Below are 19,098 nucleotides of genomic sequence, written 5' to 3'. Positions count from 1 at the left end.
GGGTTAGTTCCGGCTTCGAGCTCGGTCTGGCATGTCCGCAGCAGGGTGTGCGCGGCGATGACGGCGGCTGTGCGAGCGAGTAGGCCCCAGAAGGTTGTGCGCCGTTTCGGGCCAGCTCCATGCGGTCAGTGCGCTCGCCGAAACTGATTTCCACGCGGTTGTGCCAGCAGGCGATGACTCGCTCCAGGTAACGGGGCATGCGGGCGCGTTGGGCCTTGGTGGGCGCGACGAGCACGGCGGTGCCCCGGATGGCCTGGGCGGCGACAAACGGCCGGCCGTCGAAGCCGTTGTCGAGGAGCAGGTCGCGCGGGTGGGCCGGTGGCGAGCAGATCGGTGGTCAGGTCGCGCTCGTTGACCGGGGCGGGCACGATGCTCCAGGCGCGCACCAGCCGGTTGCCCAAGTCGGTCTTGATCGCGAGCCGGAAGCCGTACAACCACTCGCCGAGGGCGGCGTCCCGGCCGAAGCGCGCCACCAGTTCGTTTGGGCCGACCCAGCCGTTGCCGCGGACCCGGGACGGGTGCTTGAGCGACAGCGCGGTGGTGTCGACGGGCGCAGTCATCGATCGGCACCCCGGCTGCGAGCATCGATCGGCACCCCGGCTGCGAGCGCGGCCCGTAGCTGCTCGAAGGCGGCCCCACAGCCAGCGGTTCCGCCAGCTGACCTCGGACTAATGCGGCAGGCGCGGAAACAGCTTCGCCCAGTCGCGGCCGACCTCGTGCAGGAATCCCGCCTCGCTGCGGCGCTGGAGCAGATGCTGGACCAGGGCGATGGTCAGCAACTCGGTGTCGCTGCAGGCCTGGATTGAGCCGTCCCGGGTTTCCTGCCGTCTTCCGGTGTGAGGACTCCCCAGGTGGCGGGTCCGGGTGGGGCGCGTAGTAGGCCTACTCGGACTCCTCGGGCATGACGTAGTCGAACTGGTCGTGCAGGCGGGCGTGGTTGTACCAGTGCACGCAGTTGGTGGTCAGCCATTCCACGTCGGCCAGCTTGCGCAGTGGGCCGTCGCGGAACGGGAGCCGGCGGCGACCGCTTTGTTCTGAAACGGGCCCACCGCGGTCTCGGCGGCGGCTTTGTCGTAGACGTCTCCGACGCTGCCGATCGAGGCGGCCAGGCCCTCGAAGGCGAGGGTGCCGGTGAAGCGGATCGCGGTGTTCTGGACGAATCCAAGTGGTCGTTGCAACCTTCCGCGATGCGGGTCGGCGGTCCTTCCACATGCCCGAACCGCTCGGGCCCACCTCCCTCAGCGGGGCGCGCGCCTACACCGCGTGACGGCGGCCTTGGCGACGCACCGGGCGCCAAGGGCCGCCGACCTACCGGTCTGCGGTCCTTCGCACTCTGTTCTGCGGCGCGCTATCCTTTGGCGCGCTGCGGGCGCCTGGTCAGTCGGCGGGCACGAAGCCAGCGAGGTCGCTGGCGCGGGCGGCGCAGGCGGTGACGTAGCTCCCCAGCCGCTGGGGGTCGAGGCCGTTGACCCGGCCGATGTACCCGGTCCACGCACCCCAACCCGCCAGCGCGTCGACGAGCGGGTCGTGGGCGAGGTCGGAGAACAGCGTCACCGCGGCCAGGTGTAGCCACGCGGTAACCACGCCGGAGCGGACGAGGCCGGGCCGCATACTGCGTCCCAGGGTGGTCGGCAGCGTCCAGCCCATCGCGAGGCCGACGGCCAGCGGCTCCACTGGGTCCCAGCCGTCCGGGCGGCCCCGGCTGAGGGTGCCGGGAAGTGAAGGGGCGAGGTGCTTACGAACCAGCTCCCGCATCGTCGGCAGCTGCGTCTCGGCGTCGCGGCTCGCGATCGCGTTCCAAAATCCGATCAGGTAGTTCGCCTCGGCGATCGCCTTGCGGTTGGTCAGCAGGTGCGGCGGCGGGAGAACCATCTCGGCGGGGCCGGTCACGCGCAGCGCGACCGCGACCTCCTCGTCCGCGCCTGGGCCGAACAATCCCATTCCGTTCTCCTTCTGCCAGCGCCGGCGTGCGGCGAACCCCGCGCACGGTAGGCCGCGCACTGGCCGACTTGGGCGCGGACGGCGGGTTCTTCACCCGCTCAGGGCACCGATCGCCGCGCCCACCGGGCAGTGGCCGACCCCGGGAACAGCTCCGTGGCGGGGAAGGTCCCGGCCGGCCACAGGTCGCATGCCGCAGGGGGGCGCTGGGTCGGCGGGAGGTGCTGGCAGCCTCGGGGCGGATACTCCCCGCACAGCGTCGACCCCTCCCCGAGGCTCCTCCGTCGTCGTGCATCGGCGAGGGGCGGCGCGTTGATTAGGCAACCTCCGTGTGGTGCCACGGTGATGGTGGCCAGACCACCGTGTTTATGGGCGTCCACAAAAGTTTTCTGACGACCGCAGTAGGACGTGACCTGCCCTAACGGACGGCGACGGACATCCGAGTACCCCTAGGCCCGCCCTTGCAGTGGGGCGACGCGAACGTGACCGCGTGGTCTTTGCGCCGCGGACGCACCTGATGAGCTTGCCTAAGAGTCGGCTCTCGTGGTCGCAGTTGTGGTTGCAGTTCGGGCCGTCCGCGGTTGTGCGGACTCGTTCGTGGTCATCCATAAGCGCAACTAAAGCGGCATACGAAACGTCAGCGAACCGCCCTGAACGCGATCATATCGGCCTGGCAGTGGAGGGGCAGGGATTCGAGTCCCTCACCTTCACCCCTTTGACCGGGCCGTTCTCCCATCCGGGACGGCCCGAGTCGCTTCTGCTGCCACTGGGGTGGCCACTGGCGCCGATCTGGTGCCGGTTCGATCAGACAATGATCAACACGTCGTCGTCCACCGATACGTCTCTCGGGGATCCCAACGGGTTCCTCCGACAGTCAGCCGTAGGTAGCATCACACGGCCAGGCTAGGCGAGCAGGTTGCTAATCGTCACGGTCACACTACCCTCCGCTGCTGCATCCATCCAGGTGGAGATCTGCCATGCACCCTGGCCCTTCTAAGTCATGGACGCCGAGCGACTACCTGTTGACGCGCGCCTTTTGTCCCCTGCCCTTGATTCAGTCAACGCTTGAAGACTACCGATCGCGGGCGGGCGCGCGACATGCATTGATCCTCGCAACCGACAGCGACTTTCTTCTGCACACGCTGAGCTTCGCGGCATCAGCCCCCGACCCACCTCACCCTGCACTCCAAGAACTCTTACTGGCAAGCCCGTTTCGGAGAAGGACTGACGGGACCGGGTGGAACCCCATATGGAGAGGCCTAGACAGCAGGACACTCGGGGGCGCTATCCAAGGACTCGCATCGGTCGACACACACGAAGGCCGCCACGGTAATGCATTCCTATCAGAGGTCCTGCGGCTGCATGACGAACAACCATGGACCCTCGCGACACCATATCGCCCAGATCCGCGGCTAACCATCAACTGCCTGGTACTTCAACAAGGCGGGAGATCGAGCCGTGAACTCGGACGCTCTTTTCATAAGGCAACGACTGAACGACTAAATGGCACGGCCAACGCTTCGGTTCATCGCGATAAGAGGATCACTGAGTTCATCGACGATGCATTAAGCACAATCTCGAACAATGACACGCCCGCTACTGCCCTTGATGCTCTTGTGCATATGGCCAAGAAGGTGACCGAGAGCATTGCAGCGGTCACCTACCTCTATGACCCCACAGGCTCTCCCGAAGGGCGACTGATTGCTCACCCCTCCTCGAAGTCAATGGAGCAAGGATGCGAGATTCGCACCTCAAAATTAGGTCTACAATCCACCGCCATGCCCTCCTTGGCGTCCATCGCATTCCAGCGTAAACGTCCCCAGATGCTTCCACATAGGCCCGAGATCGGTCAGGCGCCGATCTCCACTTGGCTTGTAAATAATGCAGACGCCCGGGTCGAGATCGCTGTGCCTGTCCCTGCGGCCCCTGGGGGTATGTTCACCCCGTACGCTGGCGTTCTTGTGCTTTGCCGCGATCTCCACGGCCAGCCCTATGGCAACTATGAACTCGCACTGCTACGAAACGTTGCCCTGCGAATAGCACTGCTCCGCACGACGCTGATGATGGATCGAGCCAGTAGCGCCATAGCATCCACGGCACAACTATTTGCCGTGACAGAAGATGCCAACGATCCGGAGGATGAGGAACAAAGCTTCCTCCAGTGGGCAGTTGATAGGCCTGAGGCATCAGTTGCTCAGGAAGCATACTTGCCGACGGACTTTGCGGACACCCTCCCCAAGCTAGTGCCAATGGTGGAGGCGGCGGGCAGCCTGATGGGGGCGCAGTCCGCAACCCTGCGTTTCATGACCCTTACCGAGGATCGCTCACGTCCGTACGACGAGATGGCCCTCACTAAAGTTGTCGAATGGCCAAGCTTGTCACCAACTCAGAGTGGGCCGAGGCAGATAAAGATTACAGAGGAATCCATCACGGGCTGGGTGGTCTTGCATGGAAAAGTCTGCCATGTAGGGAACATTAACGTTCCTGCAGACCTCGCCCGGTTCCACGGACTGCGGGGGGCGCTTCGGACCCCCGGTCTTCAAACAAGATCCGTCCTATGCATCCCGATCAAGGTTGACCAGAGAGTGGTGGGAACGCTCCTCTTCCAGAGTGCGCACGCCAACGCGTTCGCCATTCTGGAGAACGTGGGTAGAGCATCGGCCGCTCAGGTGGCCATTCTGCTGTCGGCCATACGGCGGCGACAGCTTCGCGAAGTTCTATCGATTGGATCCGACGTCCAAAGTAGCGCGCATGAACTTATGGGTCTCGCCGACGACCTCCGTAAAGCCTGTTATGCCTCGGAGCATGCAGGGAGTAGGGCACTGCTTCAGAGTTCCGTAGACACGCTGGCGGAAGTCATCGGCGCATTGAATGCTGAAAGCGCGCCGCCAGCGTCCCAGTCGGACAGCTTGGAGGCGCTGGTGCGCCGCGCCGCCTCTCGCGCGGGAGTCTCGTTCCCGCGATTGTCCTCACTGGGATATCCAGTTCACTGGGGGGAGCGGGCCAGCCGTCGGTTCTACTTGGCAATGTATGAAATATTCCGCAACATTGATCATTATGGAACCATCTCGCCCGAAGGTTTCCCACTGGTGATCGCAACAGTGCGAACATTAGGCGGGCGTCGCTTCATCGATGTGGCCATTACCCATGAGATCTCAGAGTCGCTTGGCGAGAAAGCACGTAATCTTTATCGCGTCGCCATAGCCGACAACGAACGCCTCCACTTTGGTGCCTACACGGCAGGAGCCATAGTTCGTTCCCTCGGTGGAGAGGTATTTGCGAAAGAGATCAGTAGGGATAGGCTCCTCACACTTGTTTCGATTCCGGAGGAAATCTGAATAATGGATGCTTCCACCAACTTCGATGTGCTTATCGTAGATAACGGGGCACATGCGCACAATAAAGCCAGGCGGGAGCTGGCCGCACTGGAAGGGGTGCGCGTGCATTCAGCCCATTCCGTTGATGAGGCTGCAGACGCAATGAGCGTGAACTTTTATCGCGCTATGTTCATAGACCTGAAACTTGGTCGCCAGCGGGGAACCTCCGTCATTCGCAATGCGTCGGTACTGTCCCCAACATGCGCAATATTCGTCATGACAAAGTATCTGTCTGACTTCGCACAAGAATTGGTCTCCCTTCTTAGTCAGCCGAGTTTTTCGCTTTCAGCCTTAGTCAATAAGGTAGAGGGACCCACGACATGGTTCGAGCGTGGAGTCCGGCGCCTATTTGATGACTGGCACGGACGACGGGTCCGCCTCACCGGGCTGGGAGAAGTCGTCTCTGCCGTGAGCGAGAGGGCGGAGCGGATTGACGGTGATCTCCGATTGAATGGAAATGAGGTGCTCTCACTCCGGCGGGACACTACCGCGCTAGCGTCCGAGCTCGAGTACTTATTCGTTGAGATCTTCGGCCAGATGGGGGCAGGCGTTGAGGATGAACGACCAACGTTAAATCTGAGAGTCTTGCGACGAGGGTTCAGCTCCTCCATCGTTGTGGAAGTCCTCCCATATCTTCGGCTACCTCGAATGGATCATGAACTGCCGGGGAACAGATGCGTGGTAAAGATTGGACCCCGTCCCGAGATCGAGGCCGAGGCGACTCGATACGAACGGGTGGTCCGGTTTGGCGTAGCCCTCGATTATCGAGTCGAACTTATGGGGCTAGCAAGGGGCGATGCCCTCGCGGCCGTCTGCTACTCGTTCGCCGGCGGAAACTTGTCGGATTTGACGAGCTTTGACGATCTGCTGATCGATCAAGACTCGGACGGGTGGAAATCCGTTCTGGACCAGGTCTTCTCAAAAGAAGCCAGCAACTGGTATTCGGTATCCGTGACCGGCCCATCGCTCCGCGACTACTTCGCTGATGAAATCGGTTCAGAGTTGCGGCGATGTTACAGGCAACTGGTGGAGTATGTCGAGTTCCTCGGAACTCAGCCGTCCGCGCGTCTGGAGGGACGTGGAACAAGGCTCCGCTTGGGATCGGGCGTTGTAATACCTATACCAAGGGAAGAGTTGCTCGCGGATGAGCGAATGGTGGACCCGGTGCCTGCCTGCCTCATACACGGGGACTTGCATGGTGGAAACATCATGGTGGCCTCTCCAAGCTGGCGGCCATATCTCATAGACTATCGAAATGCTGGCATCGGCCCAAGACTTTTGGACTTCGCCGCCCTCCAGGCGACTACGCGGTTTGCCCACGTCGCAACTATGCGTCCAGAGAGTGGTTGGCCCCGAAAGCTGGACGAGGGGCTCCTGGGGACAATTGGACGAATTTATGATCGTGAGCTGGGTGTGGTTAAGCGCGCTACTGCGGCAACAGACTGGTGGGCCGCAGTTGTTGCCAAGTTGGAAGAGGCTAGCTTCCGCAACTTCCAGCACGAACGCGACGAGGCCCTTTGGTCCAACCTCGCCTACGGGCTGAGTCTGTTCAGGTTTGTCCATATGGAGTGGTACAGGAAAGTGCGTCTATTGACGTGGGTGGCGGCTACTGCGAAGACGATCGAGGATATTGCGAGGCGGGCCACTTGACTCAGGTCGATGGTGGAGAGGGCATAAGACTGCGCCAGAGCCAGGTGTCTAACCTGGCGGTGCTTGCGGCCGCTCAGGACCAGCGCATGCGGGCTCAGAGGTGGCGACGACTCAGAGTCCTTGTGACGATAATCGTCGCCGCAGCGGCTCCCGTTGTGTCGTCACTGTTTCCAGACGGAAGCGACGTCTTGGCTGCGGCGGCGAGCACATGGCTCCTGCTCTCTCGGCTGGTCCTCGATCCCGTCGAAATGAGGCATCGATTGAAGGGTGCCTTACTCACCGAGCGTTTCGAGCGGAGAGTTCTGGATCTCACGGATGCTGACACGGCAGGGTCCCTTGGGAAAGTCAGCCCGGAAGAAGCTGAGGCCTCGACGGCTGCCTATATCCAGCGGGAGACGGCGCGTGCCCGACATTGGTACTCCCGTTGGTGGATCCGATTTAGGACGCTGGGACGTGTGCGCATGGCTCCAGGACAGGAGCCGTTCTCCCCGTTGCGAGACTGGTTCGAGCCGGTCTCAGGTGTGCCGGAGCCTGTTGCGGTCATACTGTGTCAACGAGGCTCGGCAGAATATGGGCGTCGTCTGAATATGGAGTGGGGGACGATAGTAGGCAGCCTCGCCGTCCTATTGGGGCTGGGCTACTTATCTCTCGGGCTCGTCTGGGGGCTGTCTCTGGGACAATTTCTTGTGGAGCTTTGGCTGCCAGTGGTGCCGGCGCTGCTAGATGCGGGGGACTTGGCGGCACTGCACCGCGCCGGGGCCAGGCAGCGGGCTGCGGCCGTCGGGCGCGCCGATGAGGCCTGGCGCGACTTTCTGCGGTCGGGCACTGTGCCTCCCTCACTGCCGCGGGAGTTGGAGGAGGCGGCACTAGAGTGGCGAAGCCGGACTCCTGGCGTTCCGCTAATGTTTTATGAATTCCGTAAGATGGGCCTCGACCGAGATGCTGCGTCGGCCGCGCGGTTCTTTGCGGATGAGCCTTCGAACGCTCTTCGTGGCACATGAGGGTCGGACAATCGGTGCATGAGTAAACCACACTGGTGGGCCGCGAAGTGTTTCCTCGAACAGCTGGGTGTTGGCCGGAAGCATTCTCGGGGCCTTTCATGACGAAATTGCGAACGGAGCCGAGGTGCCCCGTGACGCTTTCCCTCGCCGGTGCCCGCCGGTGGGAGGACTGGTGCGCGGAAGGTTGGATGCCGGCGAGACCGCCGGCCAGGCGCCAGCGGCTCCGGCTCGCCCGCCGCGGGAACAGCCGGACTCAGGGATGGCACCAACGTCCTGAGCGCCCGAGCCCCGTTCGCGGCGTACGAGTCGGGGGTCCTGGCAGTGCTGTCGGCCGGCGAGCGCGTCAGTTTCGACTTCATGTCCTGCAGCCACACGGGCCCAAGCGGCGGATGGGCTTCACCGAGCCGGGCTGCGGCGACGTGGTTGCACTGTCGATTGCAGTTGGCGAGGTTCGCGCTTGTGCGCCCAAGGTTGTCTGTCGGGGGCAACGGCACGTCAAGCGGCTTCCGGAACGGCCGCGAACCGCCATGAACGCGATCATGACGGCCGGCAGTGTGCGGGCCGGCCATGTGCTGCAATTCGCCGTCGCTGGCGGGGCAGCAGTCTGGGTGGGTCGGATGTCGTGTCAAGCGGAGCTGGTCGGCGGTGAACCGGTGACCGGACGCGGGTAGGGGTCTGTCATGTCCGACTTCGAGATCACCGCCCTGGTACTGGCCGAGCACGAGGTCTTCCGGCGGGATTTCGCCGCGCTCGAGACCTTGCCCGACCATGAGCTCGCCGCGGCGTGGGAGGCGCTGCACGCCAAGCTCGAGGTGCACGCCGTCGCCGAGGAGCAGCTGTTCTACCCACTGCTCGCCCAGGAGGCGGGTGGCGAGCAGGAGACGGCGGAGGGCGTGCACGACCACAACGAGATCCGGCACGCCGCGGCCGCCGTCGTGCAGCAGCAGGTCGGCAGCGAGGGTTGGTGGGAGGCGGTGCACACCACGCGGCAGGTCAACGCCGACCACATGACCGAAGAGGAGGTGGACTTCTTTCCACCGTTCAAGGAGTCCGTCGACGAGGAACAGCGGGAGGCTCTCGGGATGCGTTGGCTGGCCTTCCACGACGATCACGAGCAGGGCGACGGGCTGTCCGGTGAGGACGCAGAGGTATCCGAGGTGGTGGCGACCGAGGTACCGGAGGGGGAGCCGTCCCTCTGAGGACGCGGCCCCATGGGCGCGCGGTCGGCGCAGCTGTCAGCGGGCAGGTGTCTGAAATCGGGAGGACGTCCACGAGAAATCAGCTGAAGGGGCACTCCAAATGGGTCTCGTCCGGTCGCCAGCAGCGCGACTTCGCGCGGGTGCCTTCGCGGACGATGTCCAGGACTCCGCAGGCGGGCACGTGTAGACCTCTGAGACGTCGTCACGCTCGGCAACGGAAGCTCGGGCGGAGGAGAGGACGCATCCTGCAGGTCGGGCCGGCGATGCTTGACCACCATTGCGCCCTGTCCGGGGCGGTTGGCTGCGGTTCGCCGCCGTTGCGTATGCCGCTTGACCCTGCGCAGATGGACTGTCGTGATTGGCCGCGGACTCACGGCCGACGGCTGGGGGTTATGTCGGCATCAGGTCCGGCGCCGGTGCCCCAAGCGGCCCACCTGGCGACGACCTGGGTGGGCCTGCCGGTGACATCGACGGCGGGGGAAGAGCAGGCTCAGTCCGGGCGGGGGGCGGAATGGTGTCCAGGCGCTCTCGGCCGTTCCCAGCCGGTCGGCCAGCAGCCACAGGACCGCCGGGTTGTAGGCGAGGCCGAGGTGGCTGCCGCGTACTTACCGAGCGCGGAGCTCGTGCCGACATGAAGACCAATGCACCGTCGGCCCGCGTGTAGACCGACGTCGCGGGCACGCGCAGGGAGCCGCGCTCGGCCCAGGGCCGGGGCAGCGCCGCCGCCCCCCGGAGAAGGCGCGTGCCGCCTCGACGATCCCCGACGCCGTGCGGACCCCCGGCACCGATCGCACCACCGGCGTGCCGAGGGTGACCAGTCCCCGGACGCTGCCCGGCGCGGCTCTGGCCAGGTCCTGCGCGTAGAGCCCGCCGAGACTCCAGCCCACCAGGCTGACCCGCCGTCTCGAGGCTCGGCGCAACCGCTCCAGTTGTGCGTACAACGTGTCGACGATTGTGCGTACAACGTGTCGACGACGCGGCCGGTCGGGCCCCGGTTGATGCCCAACTCCAGCTGGACACGTTGTGCCCGAGGGCGCGCAGCGCGGGTCCGGAGCAGCAGGGTGGCGGGGTCGCCGGTCATCAGCCCCTGAACCGCCCCGGGTTCAGTGGAGGCTTGGTTCTGCCGGGATACCCTCGGTGAGGCCGGCGATCGAACGGTAGTAGTCGTCCTCGAACTCGACCGGTGGGATGTCGCCGCAGGCGCCGTGCAGCCGGCGATGGGTGAACCAGTCGACGTACTCCAGCGTGGCCAGCTCGACGTCGTCGAGGCCGCGCCAGCGGCCGCGGCGGCGGATCAGCTCGGTCTTGAAGAGGCCGATGAGGGACTCGGCGGCGGCGTTGTCATAGGAGTCGCCCTTGCTGCCCACCGAGCGAACAGCGCCGGCGGCGTCGAGTCGCTCGGTGTAGCGGATGGCCAGCTACTGCACCCCGCGGTCGGAGTGGTGCACCAGGCCGGTCACGTCGCGAGCGTCGCGGGCTCGGGTCCACGGGCCCTGCTCGAGAGCGTCCAGGGCCAGATCCGTGCGCAGGCTGGTCGACGCCCGCCAGCCGACGATCCGCCGGCTGTAGACGTCCATGACGAAGGCGACGTAGACGAACCCCGACCAGGTGGCGACGTAGGTCAGGTCGGCCACCCACAGCCGGTTTGGGCGCCGGGGCGCTGAAGGCCCGGTCGACCAGATCGCCGGGGCGGGCGGCCGCATCGGCGGGCACGGTGGTGCGCTTGACCTTGCCGCGGACCGCGCCGGCCAGCCCCAGCTCGCGCATCAGCCGCTCCACCTGGCAGCGGGCGACCGGGATGCCCTCCCGGTTCAGCGCCCGCCAGACCTTGCGGGCGCCGTAGACGCCCAGGTTGGCCTCGTGCACCCGGACGATCTCGGCCTTGAGCTGCTCATCGGCCACGGCCCGGGCCGACGGTGAGCGGGTCCGGGCGGCGTAGTAGGTGCTCGGAGCGATCTTGGCGCCCGCCTCGGTGAGCGCGCGGCAGATCGGCTCGACTCCGAACTCCTGACGGTGCTGGTCGATGAAGTCGATCAGCGCTGGGACGGCCGGTCGAGCTCGGCCGCGAAGAAAGCCGACGCGCTCCTGAGGATCGCGTTCGCCCGGCGCAGCTCACGGTTCTCCCGCTCCAGCTCGGCCAGCCGTGCCCGCTCGTCGGTCATCAGACCCGGTGCGCCGCCGGCGTGGATGCGGGGCCTGCTGCACCCAGTTGCGCAGCGAGTCCGGCACGATTCCCAGCCGTTCACCGACCCGCTTGCAGGCGGCGTTGACGCTCAGCTTCTCCGGCCCCTCCACCAGGTCGAGCGCGAAGCGCATCGCCCGCTCCCGCAGCTCGTCGGGGTACTTCCTCGGTGCCGCCATGGCTTCCATCCTTCGGTGGTTGGAAGCCTCCATCAATCCCGGGGCGGTTCACCCCTGCAGCACAAGCACCGGGTGGCCATCACCGCTGCGGGCAGCCGCGAGCAACGGCCAGGCAGCCGTCAGGGCGGCGAGGTCCACACCCGCCCGCCGCTGGACCACCCGGCCAAGATCACACCGCGTCCGCTGACCTACTGGCGGGCGCTCTCAGTCCGCACAGAGTCCGCAACTTGTCCGAAAACGGCCACACACGGCTAACGGTCGCCAACGCTAGAAGCGCAGCTCAAGAGCCACATTCATCGGCTCCCAACAGTAGTCGATGGGCCCTCCACATTTCCCGGCGTACAGGCCGACTCGTCCGTCGCCCACATGGCCTGAGGCAATCCCCTCAGCAGGCGCACCCTCTACCGGCCGTGCCGAGCGAAGACCGGCCGGACCGATGAGATCGTCCGCGTCGGCGGGTCCGAGTTCCCGGACCGAGTCGACCAGGAGGCCGCATGCGGAAGATCGTCGTGCAGATGATGCTGTCGCTGGACGGCTACTTCGAGGGCCCGGACCACGACCTGAGCTGGCACCTCGTCGACGAGGAACTGCACGCGCACTTCAACGAGCAGCTCGCGACCATGAGCGCCTTCATCGAGGGTCGGGTCAACTACGAGCTCATGGAAGCGGTCTGGCCGACCGCCGACCAGAATCCGGACCACCCGCCGACCATGCGCGAGTTCGCCGGCATCTGGCGGGCGGTACCGAAGATCGTGTTCTCCCGCACTCTGCAGGAGGTCGGCCACAACGCCTCGCTGCGGGCAGAGGTGGACCCCGATGAGATCCGCGCCCTGAAGCTGCAGCCCGGCGGGGACATGACGCTCGGCGGGGTCGACCTGGTCGAGACCTTCCGCCGACTGGACCTGGTCGACGAGTACCGGCTCTACATCAGCCCGGTCGTCGTCGGCCGCGGTCGACGGCTGTTCGAGACCGCCGACCACCCGACCGACCTGGAGCTGGTGGACAACCGGCGGTTCGGCAACGGTGTCGTTCGGCTGCGCTACGCCGTCCGCCGGCCCTAGTAGTCGGTGGCGCGGTTGTGCCAGGTCGCGACGACGGCGGCCCGGCCGGGGCTGCCCGGGCGACCTGGTGCTCCGCGCGGGAGTTTGTCGTGCCGGTCGATCGGGAATCGGGACGCACCGGTCCGAGAGCACGAGAGCACAGCGAGGTCGTCGATGGTGTGGTCCGTCGCGCCGCTGGAGTCCTCGACGGGGGACCTCACCCAGGCCTTCGTCACCTCCACGGCGGCGATGGTCATCGTCGTCGACGGCGCCGGGCGCATCCAGCTGGTGAACCCGGCGGTGGAGGCCTTCACGGGTCTGACCGCCGCCGAACTGACCGGTCGCTTCTTCTGGGACGTGTACGTCGTGCCCGAGGACGTCGCGCCCGCCCAGGAGGCGGTTCGGACGGCGATGAGCACGGCGGCCGCGTTCGCGATCGAGGCCGACTGGCTCGATGCCGACGGCGCCCGCCGTCGGGTCGTGATGCACAACAGCGTGCTGCCCGACCTGGACGGCCGGCCGGCGGCCATCGCCTGCGTGGCGATCGACGTCACGGAGGTCCACCAGCGCAGCACCGTCGACCCGCTGACCGGAGCCCGCAACCGTGCCGGCCTGTTCGAGGCGCTCAACCGCCATCTGCACCCGGAACGGGGAGAGGGCTGCGCCGTGCTGTTCTGCGACCTCGACGACTTCAAGCTGGTCAACGACGCGTACGGGCACACGGTCGGCGACCGCCTGCTGGTCGAGGTGGCCCACCGGCTGCGGGACACCGCCCGGCCCACCGACACCGTGGCCCGGATCGGTGGGGACGAGTTCGTCGTCGTCTGTCCCGCCGGTGACGAGGCCTCGCTCGCCGCACTGGTCCAACGCGTCGCCGCCCGCCTGCACGAGCCGCTGCCCACGGCGGCCGGCCCGATCGACCTCCGCGTCAGCATCGGCGCCGCCGTCGGCCACCCCGGTGAGGACCCGGACGACGTCCTGACCCATGCGGACTCCGCCATGTACCGGATCAAGCACCGCAGACGCGCCCGGCGCTGATCCGATCCGGGACGCAGCGACGAATCCTGGTCGCGGCTCACGGTCTCCGCGCAGCAGGCGCACAGCGCGCCCCCAGGCGCGGCGGGGACCGTCGGGCCGGTAGCCCAGGAGGTGTGCACCATGACCGTCGCATTCGTGCTCTTCGCCCTGTTCCTCGCGCTGCTGACCGTGGCCGACCTGCTGCCCGCGTTCGCCGAGCCGCACGGTCCGAAGCGGCCGCGCCGGAGCCGATGAGTCCTGCCCTCCCGCCCGGTCCTCCCCGGTAGCAGCCATCGAGCGCAGGGAGGACGACGTGGAGAAGACCACCTCGGCGGACGGGACGACGATCGCCTACGACGTGTGGGGGGACGGCCCGGCCGTGGTGATCGTCGGCGGGGCGTTCAACGACCGGAACACCTGGGCAGAGCTCGGGCGGGCGCTGGCCGACCACGGCCTGCGCGCGGTGTCCTACGACCGCCGCGGCCGCGGGGACAGCGGCGACACCGCGCCCTATGCCCTCGAGCGGGAGTTCGAGGACCTCACCGCCGTGGTCGACGCAGTCCAGCCCGGCGCGCCCGTCTTCGCGCACGGGGTCTCCTCCGGCGGGGCGCTGCTGCTGCGGGCGGTCGCCGCCGGCGTCCCGATCAGCCGCGCCTCGGTGCTCGAGCCGCCGTACCGCATCGAGGGCGCGCCGCCGGCGCCGGAGAACTACGTCGGCACGCTGCAGAGCTACATCGACCGGGGCGACCGCTCCGGCCTGGTCGAGTACTTCCAGACCCGGGTCATCGGCCTGCCCGCCGAGATGGTCGCGTCGTTCAAGACGACGCCGATGTGGCCGGGCCTGGAGGCCCTCGCTCCGACCCTCGTCCACGACGCGCACGCCATGGGCGGCGACGAGCAGTCCCTGCCCGTCGACCTGCTGGCGGAGGTCCGCGTCCCGGTGCTCGGCGTGACCAGCGAGGGGACGGCGGTGCCCTGGATGTCCCGAACGGTGGAGGAGGTCGCCGCCGCCGTGCCCGACGGCCGGTGGGTGCGCCTGCCCGGCGGCTTCCACGAGGTGCCGCCGGACGTCCTCGCGCCGGCGCTGGCCGAGTTCTACCGCGCGTAGGGGAACTCGCGCGGCACCCGCACGATCGGGCGACACCGCGCGAGGCGATGTTGACTCTCCGCAATCAACCGTGGTCTCTAGCGGGTGTCAGCGCCGGTGTCGGGGGACGACCGCACGGTCATGTCGCCGGCAGGGGGACCGCGCGCCACCAGGCTGATCGCGGTTCACGGGGGTTCCACCATGGCACAGGCCGACGCGGCGCCGCGGCGCGCCCGCTATCGACGGCGGCGCGCCGCTTCGGCACCCGTCGCCGTCCTGCTGGCCCTGGGGCTCCTCGTCCTCGGCCTCGCCGTCCCGGGCGCCGCCTCGGCCGACACCCGGCCGGACGCCGGCGTCCCCGCGACCTTCGCCGCCGACGGCCTGGGCACCGTCCAGGTCAACGGCGTGGTCTGGGCCATGACCACGGTCGGCAACACGGTCTACGCCACCGGCAGCTTCACGCGGGCCCGCCCGGCCGGTGCGGCGGCGGGCGTCAACGAGACGGCCCGGGCGAACCTGCTCGCGTTCAATCTGACCACCGGCGTGATGACCTCGTTCAACCACGCCCTCAACGGCCAGGGCCGGACCATCACCGCCTCCCCGGACGGCACCCGCATCTACGTGGGCGGCGACTTCACCACCGTCGACGGCATCGCCCGCGGGCACGTCGCCGCCTTCAGCACGGCCACCGGCGCCCTGCTCTCCACGTTCGCGCCGAACGTGAGCGGCGCGGTCCACAGCCTCGCGGCCACCAACAGCACCGTCTACGCCGGCGGCATGTTCTTCACCGCCGGCGGGAAGAGCCGGACCCGGCTGGCCGCGTTCAACGCCGCCAACGGGGCCGTCACCACCTGGGCGCCGACGGCCAACCACACCGTCCGCGGCATCGCGCTCAGCCCGGACGGCACGCGGGTCGTCCTGGGCGGGCAGTTCTCCCAGGTGAACGGGGCGGCCGCGGTCGCCGTGGCCTCGGTGAACACCGCCGGCACCGACATGCGCACCTGGGACCTCGGGATCACCAACAGCGGCGACGCGGGCGGCGCCCACAGCCTGCGCGCCGCCGGCACCACCATCTACGTGACCCTGTACGGCTTCATGGTCGGCAACATCGAGGGCACCGTCGCGCTCGACGCCAACACCCTCGACCTGGTGTGGATGAACGACTGCCACGGCGACCCGTACGACACGTTCACCACCGGCGGCGTCGTCTACACCGCCGGGCACCAGCACGACTGCGAGACGTCGGGCAGCTACCCCAACCCGGTGCCGACGACGTGGCAGCGCGTCATCGCCAACACCGTGGCCCCGACCTGCACGTTGAAGGCCACCACCCAGACCCCGCGCTACACCAGCTGGGCCGGGCGGCCGTGCCCGTCGGTGCTCACCTTCTTCCCGACCCTCGCGGCCGGCACCTACACCGGCCAGTCGCAGGCTGCCTGGACGCTCACCGGCAACAGCAACTACATGGTGCTCGGCGGCGAGTTCCCGACCGTCAACGGCGCGCGGCAGCAGGGCCTGGTCCGCGTCGCGACGACGGCGATCGCGCCTAACCGCCGCGGTCCCGAGCTGACCGCGGCCCGGATGCAGCCGGCGGCCGTATCCAACGCGCCGGGGGAGGTGACCGTCACGTGGCCGTCGTCCTGGGACATGGACAACCAGACCCTGACCTACGCGCTGTACCGCACCGGCACCGCGACCCCGATCCACACGACCACGGTCACGTCCGACTGGTGGAAGCGGCAGAACCTGACCTTCACCGAGACGCGCCCGGCCGGCAGCACGGCCAGCTACTCGGTGCGGGTGTCCGACCCGTTCGGCAACACCGTCACCAGCACCACCAGCCCGACGGTCACCGTGGCGTCGCAGGCGCAGCCCTACGCCATCGCCGTCCTGGCCGACGCCCCGGCCGCGTTCTGGCGGATGGGTGAGACCTCCGGCACGGCGATCGTCGACTCGGCGAGCAACTTCAACCTGACCGCTGGTGCCGGCATCGGCCGCACGACCGCCGGTGCCGTCACGGGCAACGGCGCGATCACCGGCCACGGCACGAGCACCGGCCGGGCGGTCACGAGCCAGCAGGTGCCCCAGTTCGTCCAGACCCGTGCGTCGCTGAGCGTCGAGGCCTGGGTCCGGACGACGTCGACGGCCGGCGGCATCATCGCCCAGTACGGCAACTCCGCCTCCGGGGCGGGCGGCACCACCGACCGGACGCTCTACGTCGACGCCCAGGGCCGCGTCTCGTTCGGCTACTCCCGGACGCAGAACAACGTCCTCACCTACACGACGATCCAGAGCCCGGCGGCGGTCAACGACGGCCGGTGGCACCACGTGGTGGCGTCCACCGCCAACCCCGGCGGCACCACCCTGTACGTCGACGGCGCGCAGGTGGCCAACATCCCGACCCTGACCCGCGTCAACACCCAGTTCACCGGGTGGTGGGTGGTCGGCGGCGGGACGACGACCGCGCTGACCAACCGGCCGGCCGCCGCCTACCTCAACGGCTCGCTCGACGAGGTCGCGATCTACCCGGCCGCGCTCACCGCGGCGCAGGTGGCCGGCCACTACTCGACCGCCACCGGGACGACGACGAACCCGTCGCCGACCGCGTCGTTCACCAGCACCGTCGACGAGCTGACCGTCTCGGTGGACGGCTCCGGCTCCACCGACACCGCGCCGGGCACGATCGCCGCGTACTCGTGGAACTGGGGCGACAACACCCCGGCCGGCAACGGCGCCACGGCGACGCACGCCTACGCCGCCCCCGGCAGCTACCCGGTCACGCTCACGGTGACCGACGACGGCGGCGCGACCGCGACGACGTCGCGGACGGTGACCGTCACCGGCCCGGCGAACACCCCGCCGACCGCCTCGTTCACCGCGACGCCGACGGGCCTGCAGGTGGCGGTGGACGGCTCGGCGTCCACCGACGCGCAGGGGCCGATCGCCTCCTACTCGTGGAACTGGGGGGACGGCACCGCCGCGGGCAGCGGCGCCACCGCGACGCACAGCTACGCCGTGTCGGGCACCTACACGGTCACGCTGACCGTGCGCGACAGCGCCGACGCCACCGGGACCGCGACCCGCACGGTCACGGTGACCGCCCCCGGGGTGGCGCCGTTCGCCCAGGACGGCTTCGCGCGGACCGTGCCCGCCGGGAGCTGGGGGACGGCGGACGTCGGTGGCGCCTGGACGGCCTCGGCCGGGGCCGCCCGGCTGTCGGTGACCCCGGGCGCCGGCGTGCTGAACCTGCCTGCGGCGGGCAACAACACCGCCGCCTACCTCGGCGGGGTGGCCCGGACCAGCGCGGACATCACCGCCTCGTTCTCGCTGAGCTCGATGCCGACCGGCGGCGGCACCTACGTCTACGTGACGGGCCGGCGCGTCGCCGGCCAGGGCGAGTACCGGGTGCGCCTCCGAGTGGCGCCGGACGGACAGGTCTACCTCGCGCTGTCGCGGCTGACCGGCACGACCGAGGCCTGGCCGAACGGTGAGGTGACCGTGACCGGTCTGCGGTACCAGGCGGGCGGCAGCCTCAACGTGCGGGTCCGCGTGTCGGGCACCGGAACCACGCAGGTCCTGGCGCGGGTGTGGGCGGGGACTGCCGAGCCGGCGACCTGGCAGCTGAGCCGGACCGACACCACCGCCGTCCTGCAGGCCGCGGGCGCCGTCGGCCTGGCCGCCTACCGGACGTCCAGCGCCACTGCGGCCACCGCCGTCCGGTTCACGGCCTTCAGCGCCGGGCCGGTCGCGTGACGCCGGCCCCGGCCCGGCGGAGCCTGCTGCTCCGGCGGGTCCTCCCCGCCCTCGCGCTCGTGCTGGTCGCCGGCGTGGTCGCGTTCCTCGGGCTCCGCGGGGACGGGGACGGCGCCCCGGGTGCGGCGGCCGGGTCGACCTCCGCGCCCGCCGCCCCCACGGCCCAGGAGGCCGAGGACGGCCCGACCGCCTCGCCGTCCCCGGCGACGGAGGAGCCGGCGGCGTCGGTGGTCGCCCGCGACGGCGTCCCCGCGTCCGCGCGGACCGTCCAGGTCACCACGGCCGACTTCGCGGCGCCGGCGTCCTGGTCCGACGGCGCGACGATCCGGGTGACCGAGGCGCACCAGCAGGTCACCACCGGCACCGGCCCGGGGGAGCGGACCGGGCAGCCGCAGACCGTCGTCACCCTGGAGCTGACCAACGACACCGGCCGGCCGCTGGACCTCAACACCGTCGTCGTGCAGGCCACCTACGGGGCGCCGCCGGCGCAGGCCAGCCCGATCTACGACGCGCAGAGTGCCGACTTCGGCGGCACGCTGGCGCCCGGGGCGAGCGCGACCGCGGTCTACTCCTTCGCCATCCCCGCCGACCGGCTGGGCGACGTGGTGCTGTCGGTGGACGTCGACGGCTACCGGTTCCCCGCCGTCTTCAGGGGAGCGGTCCCGGCGCGCTGAG

The 19,098-nt window shown here is 68.3% G+C and carries 12 protein-coding genes, 1 pseudogene and 1 other annotated feature; of the genes and pseudogenes, 9 read left to right on the top strand and 4 right to left on the bottom strand.

What is annotated here, in order from left to right; genetic code table 11:
* Positions 1-125: 125 nt before the first annotated feature.
* The 3 genes from ACWIYF_RS17410 to ACWIYF_RS17400 form a co-directional block, all read right to left on the bottom strand.
* Positions 126-560, bottom strand: coding sequence for a hypothetical protein (locus tag ACWIYF_RS17410; RefSeq protein WP_448624088.1), 435 nt, complete (start codon positions 558-560; stop codon positions 126-128).
* A 402-nt stretch (positions 561-962) separates the two neighbouring features.
* Positions 963-1,178, bottom strand: coding sequence for a hypothetical protein (locus tag ACWIYF_RS17405; protein ID WP_448624087.1), 216 nt, complete (start codon positions 1,176-1,178; stop codon positions 963-965).
* A 199-nt stretch (positions 1,179-1,377) separates the two neighbouring features.
* Entirely contained in the window at positions 1,378-1,941 is a 564-nt protein-coding gene (locus ACWIYF_RS17400) for a hypothetical protein (protein ID WP_448624086.1), read from the bottom strand.
* A gap of 1,619 nt (positions 1,942-3,560) precedes the next feature.
* Between ACWIYF_RS17400 and ACWIYF_RS17395 the strand changes: the two genes are divergently transcribed.
* The 4 genes from ACWIYF_RS17395 to ACWIYF_RS17380 all read left to right on the top strand — a co-directional run bounded on the left by ACWIYF_RS17395 (position 3,561) and on the right by ACWIYF_RS17380 (position 9,165).
* Positions 3,561-5,276 carry a GAF domain-containing protein gene (locus tag ACWIYF_RS17395; protein WP_448624085.1) on the top strand — a complete coding sequence of 572 codons (1,716 nt, stop codon included), beginning with the start codon at positions 3,561-3,563 and terminating at the stop codon, positions 5,274-5,276.
* 3 nt (positions 5,277-5,279) lie between these two features.
* Positions 5,280-6,965 carry a phosphotransferase gene (locus ACWIYF_RS17390; protein ID WP_448624084.1) on the top strand — a complete coding sequence of 562 codons (1,686 nt, stop codon included), beginning with the start codon at positions 5,280-5,282 and terminating at the stop codon, positions 6,963-6,965.
* Entirely contained in the window at positions 6,884-7,966 is a 1,083-nt protein-coding gene (locus ACWIYF_RS17385) for an S-4TM family putative pore-forming effector (protein ID WP_448624083.1), read from the top strand. The genes ACWIYF_RS17390 and ACWIYF_RS17385 overlap by 82 nt, the downstream gene beginning before the upstream one ends.
* 680 nt (positions 7,967-8,646) lie before the next feature.
* Complete coding sequence (locus tag ACWIYF_RS17380) at positions 8,647-9,165, top strand: hemerythrin domain-containing protein (RefSeq protein ID WP_448624082.1); 519 nt, start codon at positions 8,647-8,649, stop codon at positions 9,163-9,165.
* Between the two features lie 1,103 nt (positions 9,166-10,268).
* On the opposite strand, the pseudogene ACWIYF_RS17375 reads toward ACWIYF_RS17380, so the two are convergent.
* Positions 10,269-11,526 (bottom strand): annotated as a pseudogene (locus ACWIYF_RS17375) (IS3 family transposase).
* Positions 11,113-11,241: a sequence feature (AL1L pseudoknot), on the bottom strand. (Overlaps the previous pseudogene by 129 nt.)
* Positions 11,527-12,020: 494 nt before the next feature.
* Here ACWIYF_RS17375 and ACWIYF_RS17370 point away from each other — a divergent pair.
* The 5 genes from ACWIYF_RS17370 to ACWIYF_RS17350 all read left to right on the top strand — a co-directional run bounded on the left by ACWIYF_RS17370 (position 12,021) and on the right by ACWIYF_RS17350 (position 19,097).
* Positions 12,021-12,587, top strand: coding sequence for a dihydrofolate reductase family protein (locus tag ACWIYF_RS17370; RefSeq protein WP_448624081.1), 567 nt, complete (start codon positions 12,021-12,023; stop codon positions 12,585-12,587).
* Between the two features lie 153 nt (positions 12,588-12,740).
* On the top strand, positions 12,741-13,604 hold the full coding sequence (locus tag ACWIYF_RS17365; RefSeq protein WP_448624080.1) for a sensor domain-containing diguanylate cyclase: 864 nt from the start codon (positions 12,741-12,743) through the stop codon (positions 13,602-13,604).
* 292 nt (positions 13,605-13,896) lie between these two features.
* Complete coding sequence (locus tag ACWIYF_RS17360) at positions 13,897-14,691, top strand: alpha/beta fold hydrolase (RefSeq protein ID WP_448624079.1); 795 nt, start codon at positions 13,897-13,899, stop codon at positions 14,689-14,691.
* A gap of 180 nt (positions 14,692-14,871) precedes the next feature.
* Entirely contained in the window at positions 14,872-18,423 is a 3,552-nt protein-coding gene (locus ACWIYF_RS17355) for a PKD domain-containing protein (RefSeq protein ID WP_448624078.1), read from the top strand.
* Positions 18,420-19,097 (top strand): hypothetical protein, encoded by a 678-nt coding sequence (locus ACWIYF_RS17350; RefSeq protein WP_448624077.1) that lies wholly within the window; start codon positions 18,420-18,422, stop codon positions 19,095-19,097. Before ACWIYF_RS17355 ends, ACWIYF_RS17350 begins: the two co-directional genes overlap by 4 nt.
* Position 19,098 lies beyond the last annotated feature (1 nt).

Source organism: Geodermatophilus sp. URMC 64 (assembly GCF_053502555.1).
Note: the sequence above shows the minus strand (reverse complement) of the source record. Positions and strands in the feature narration are given on the sequence as shown.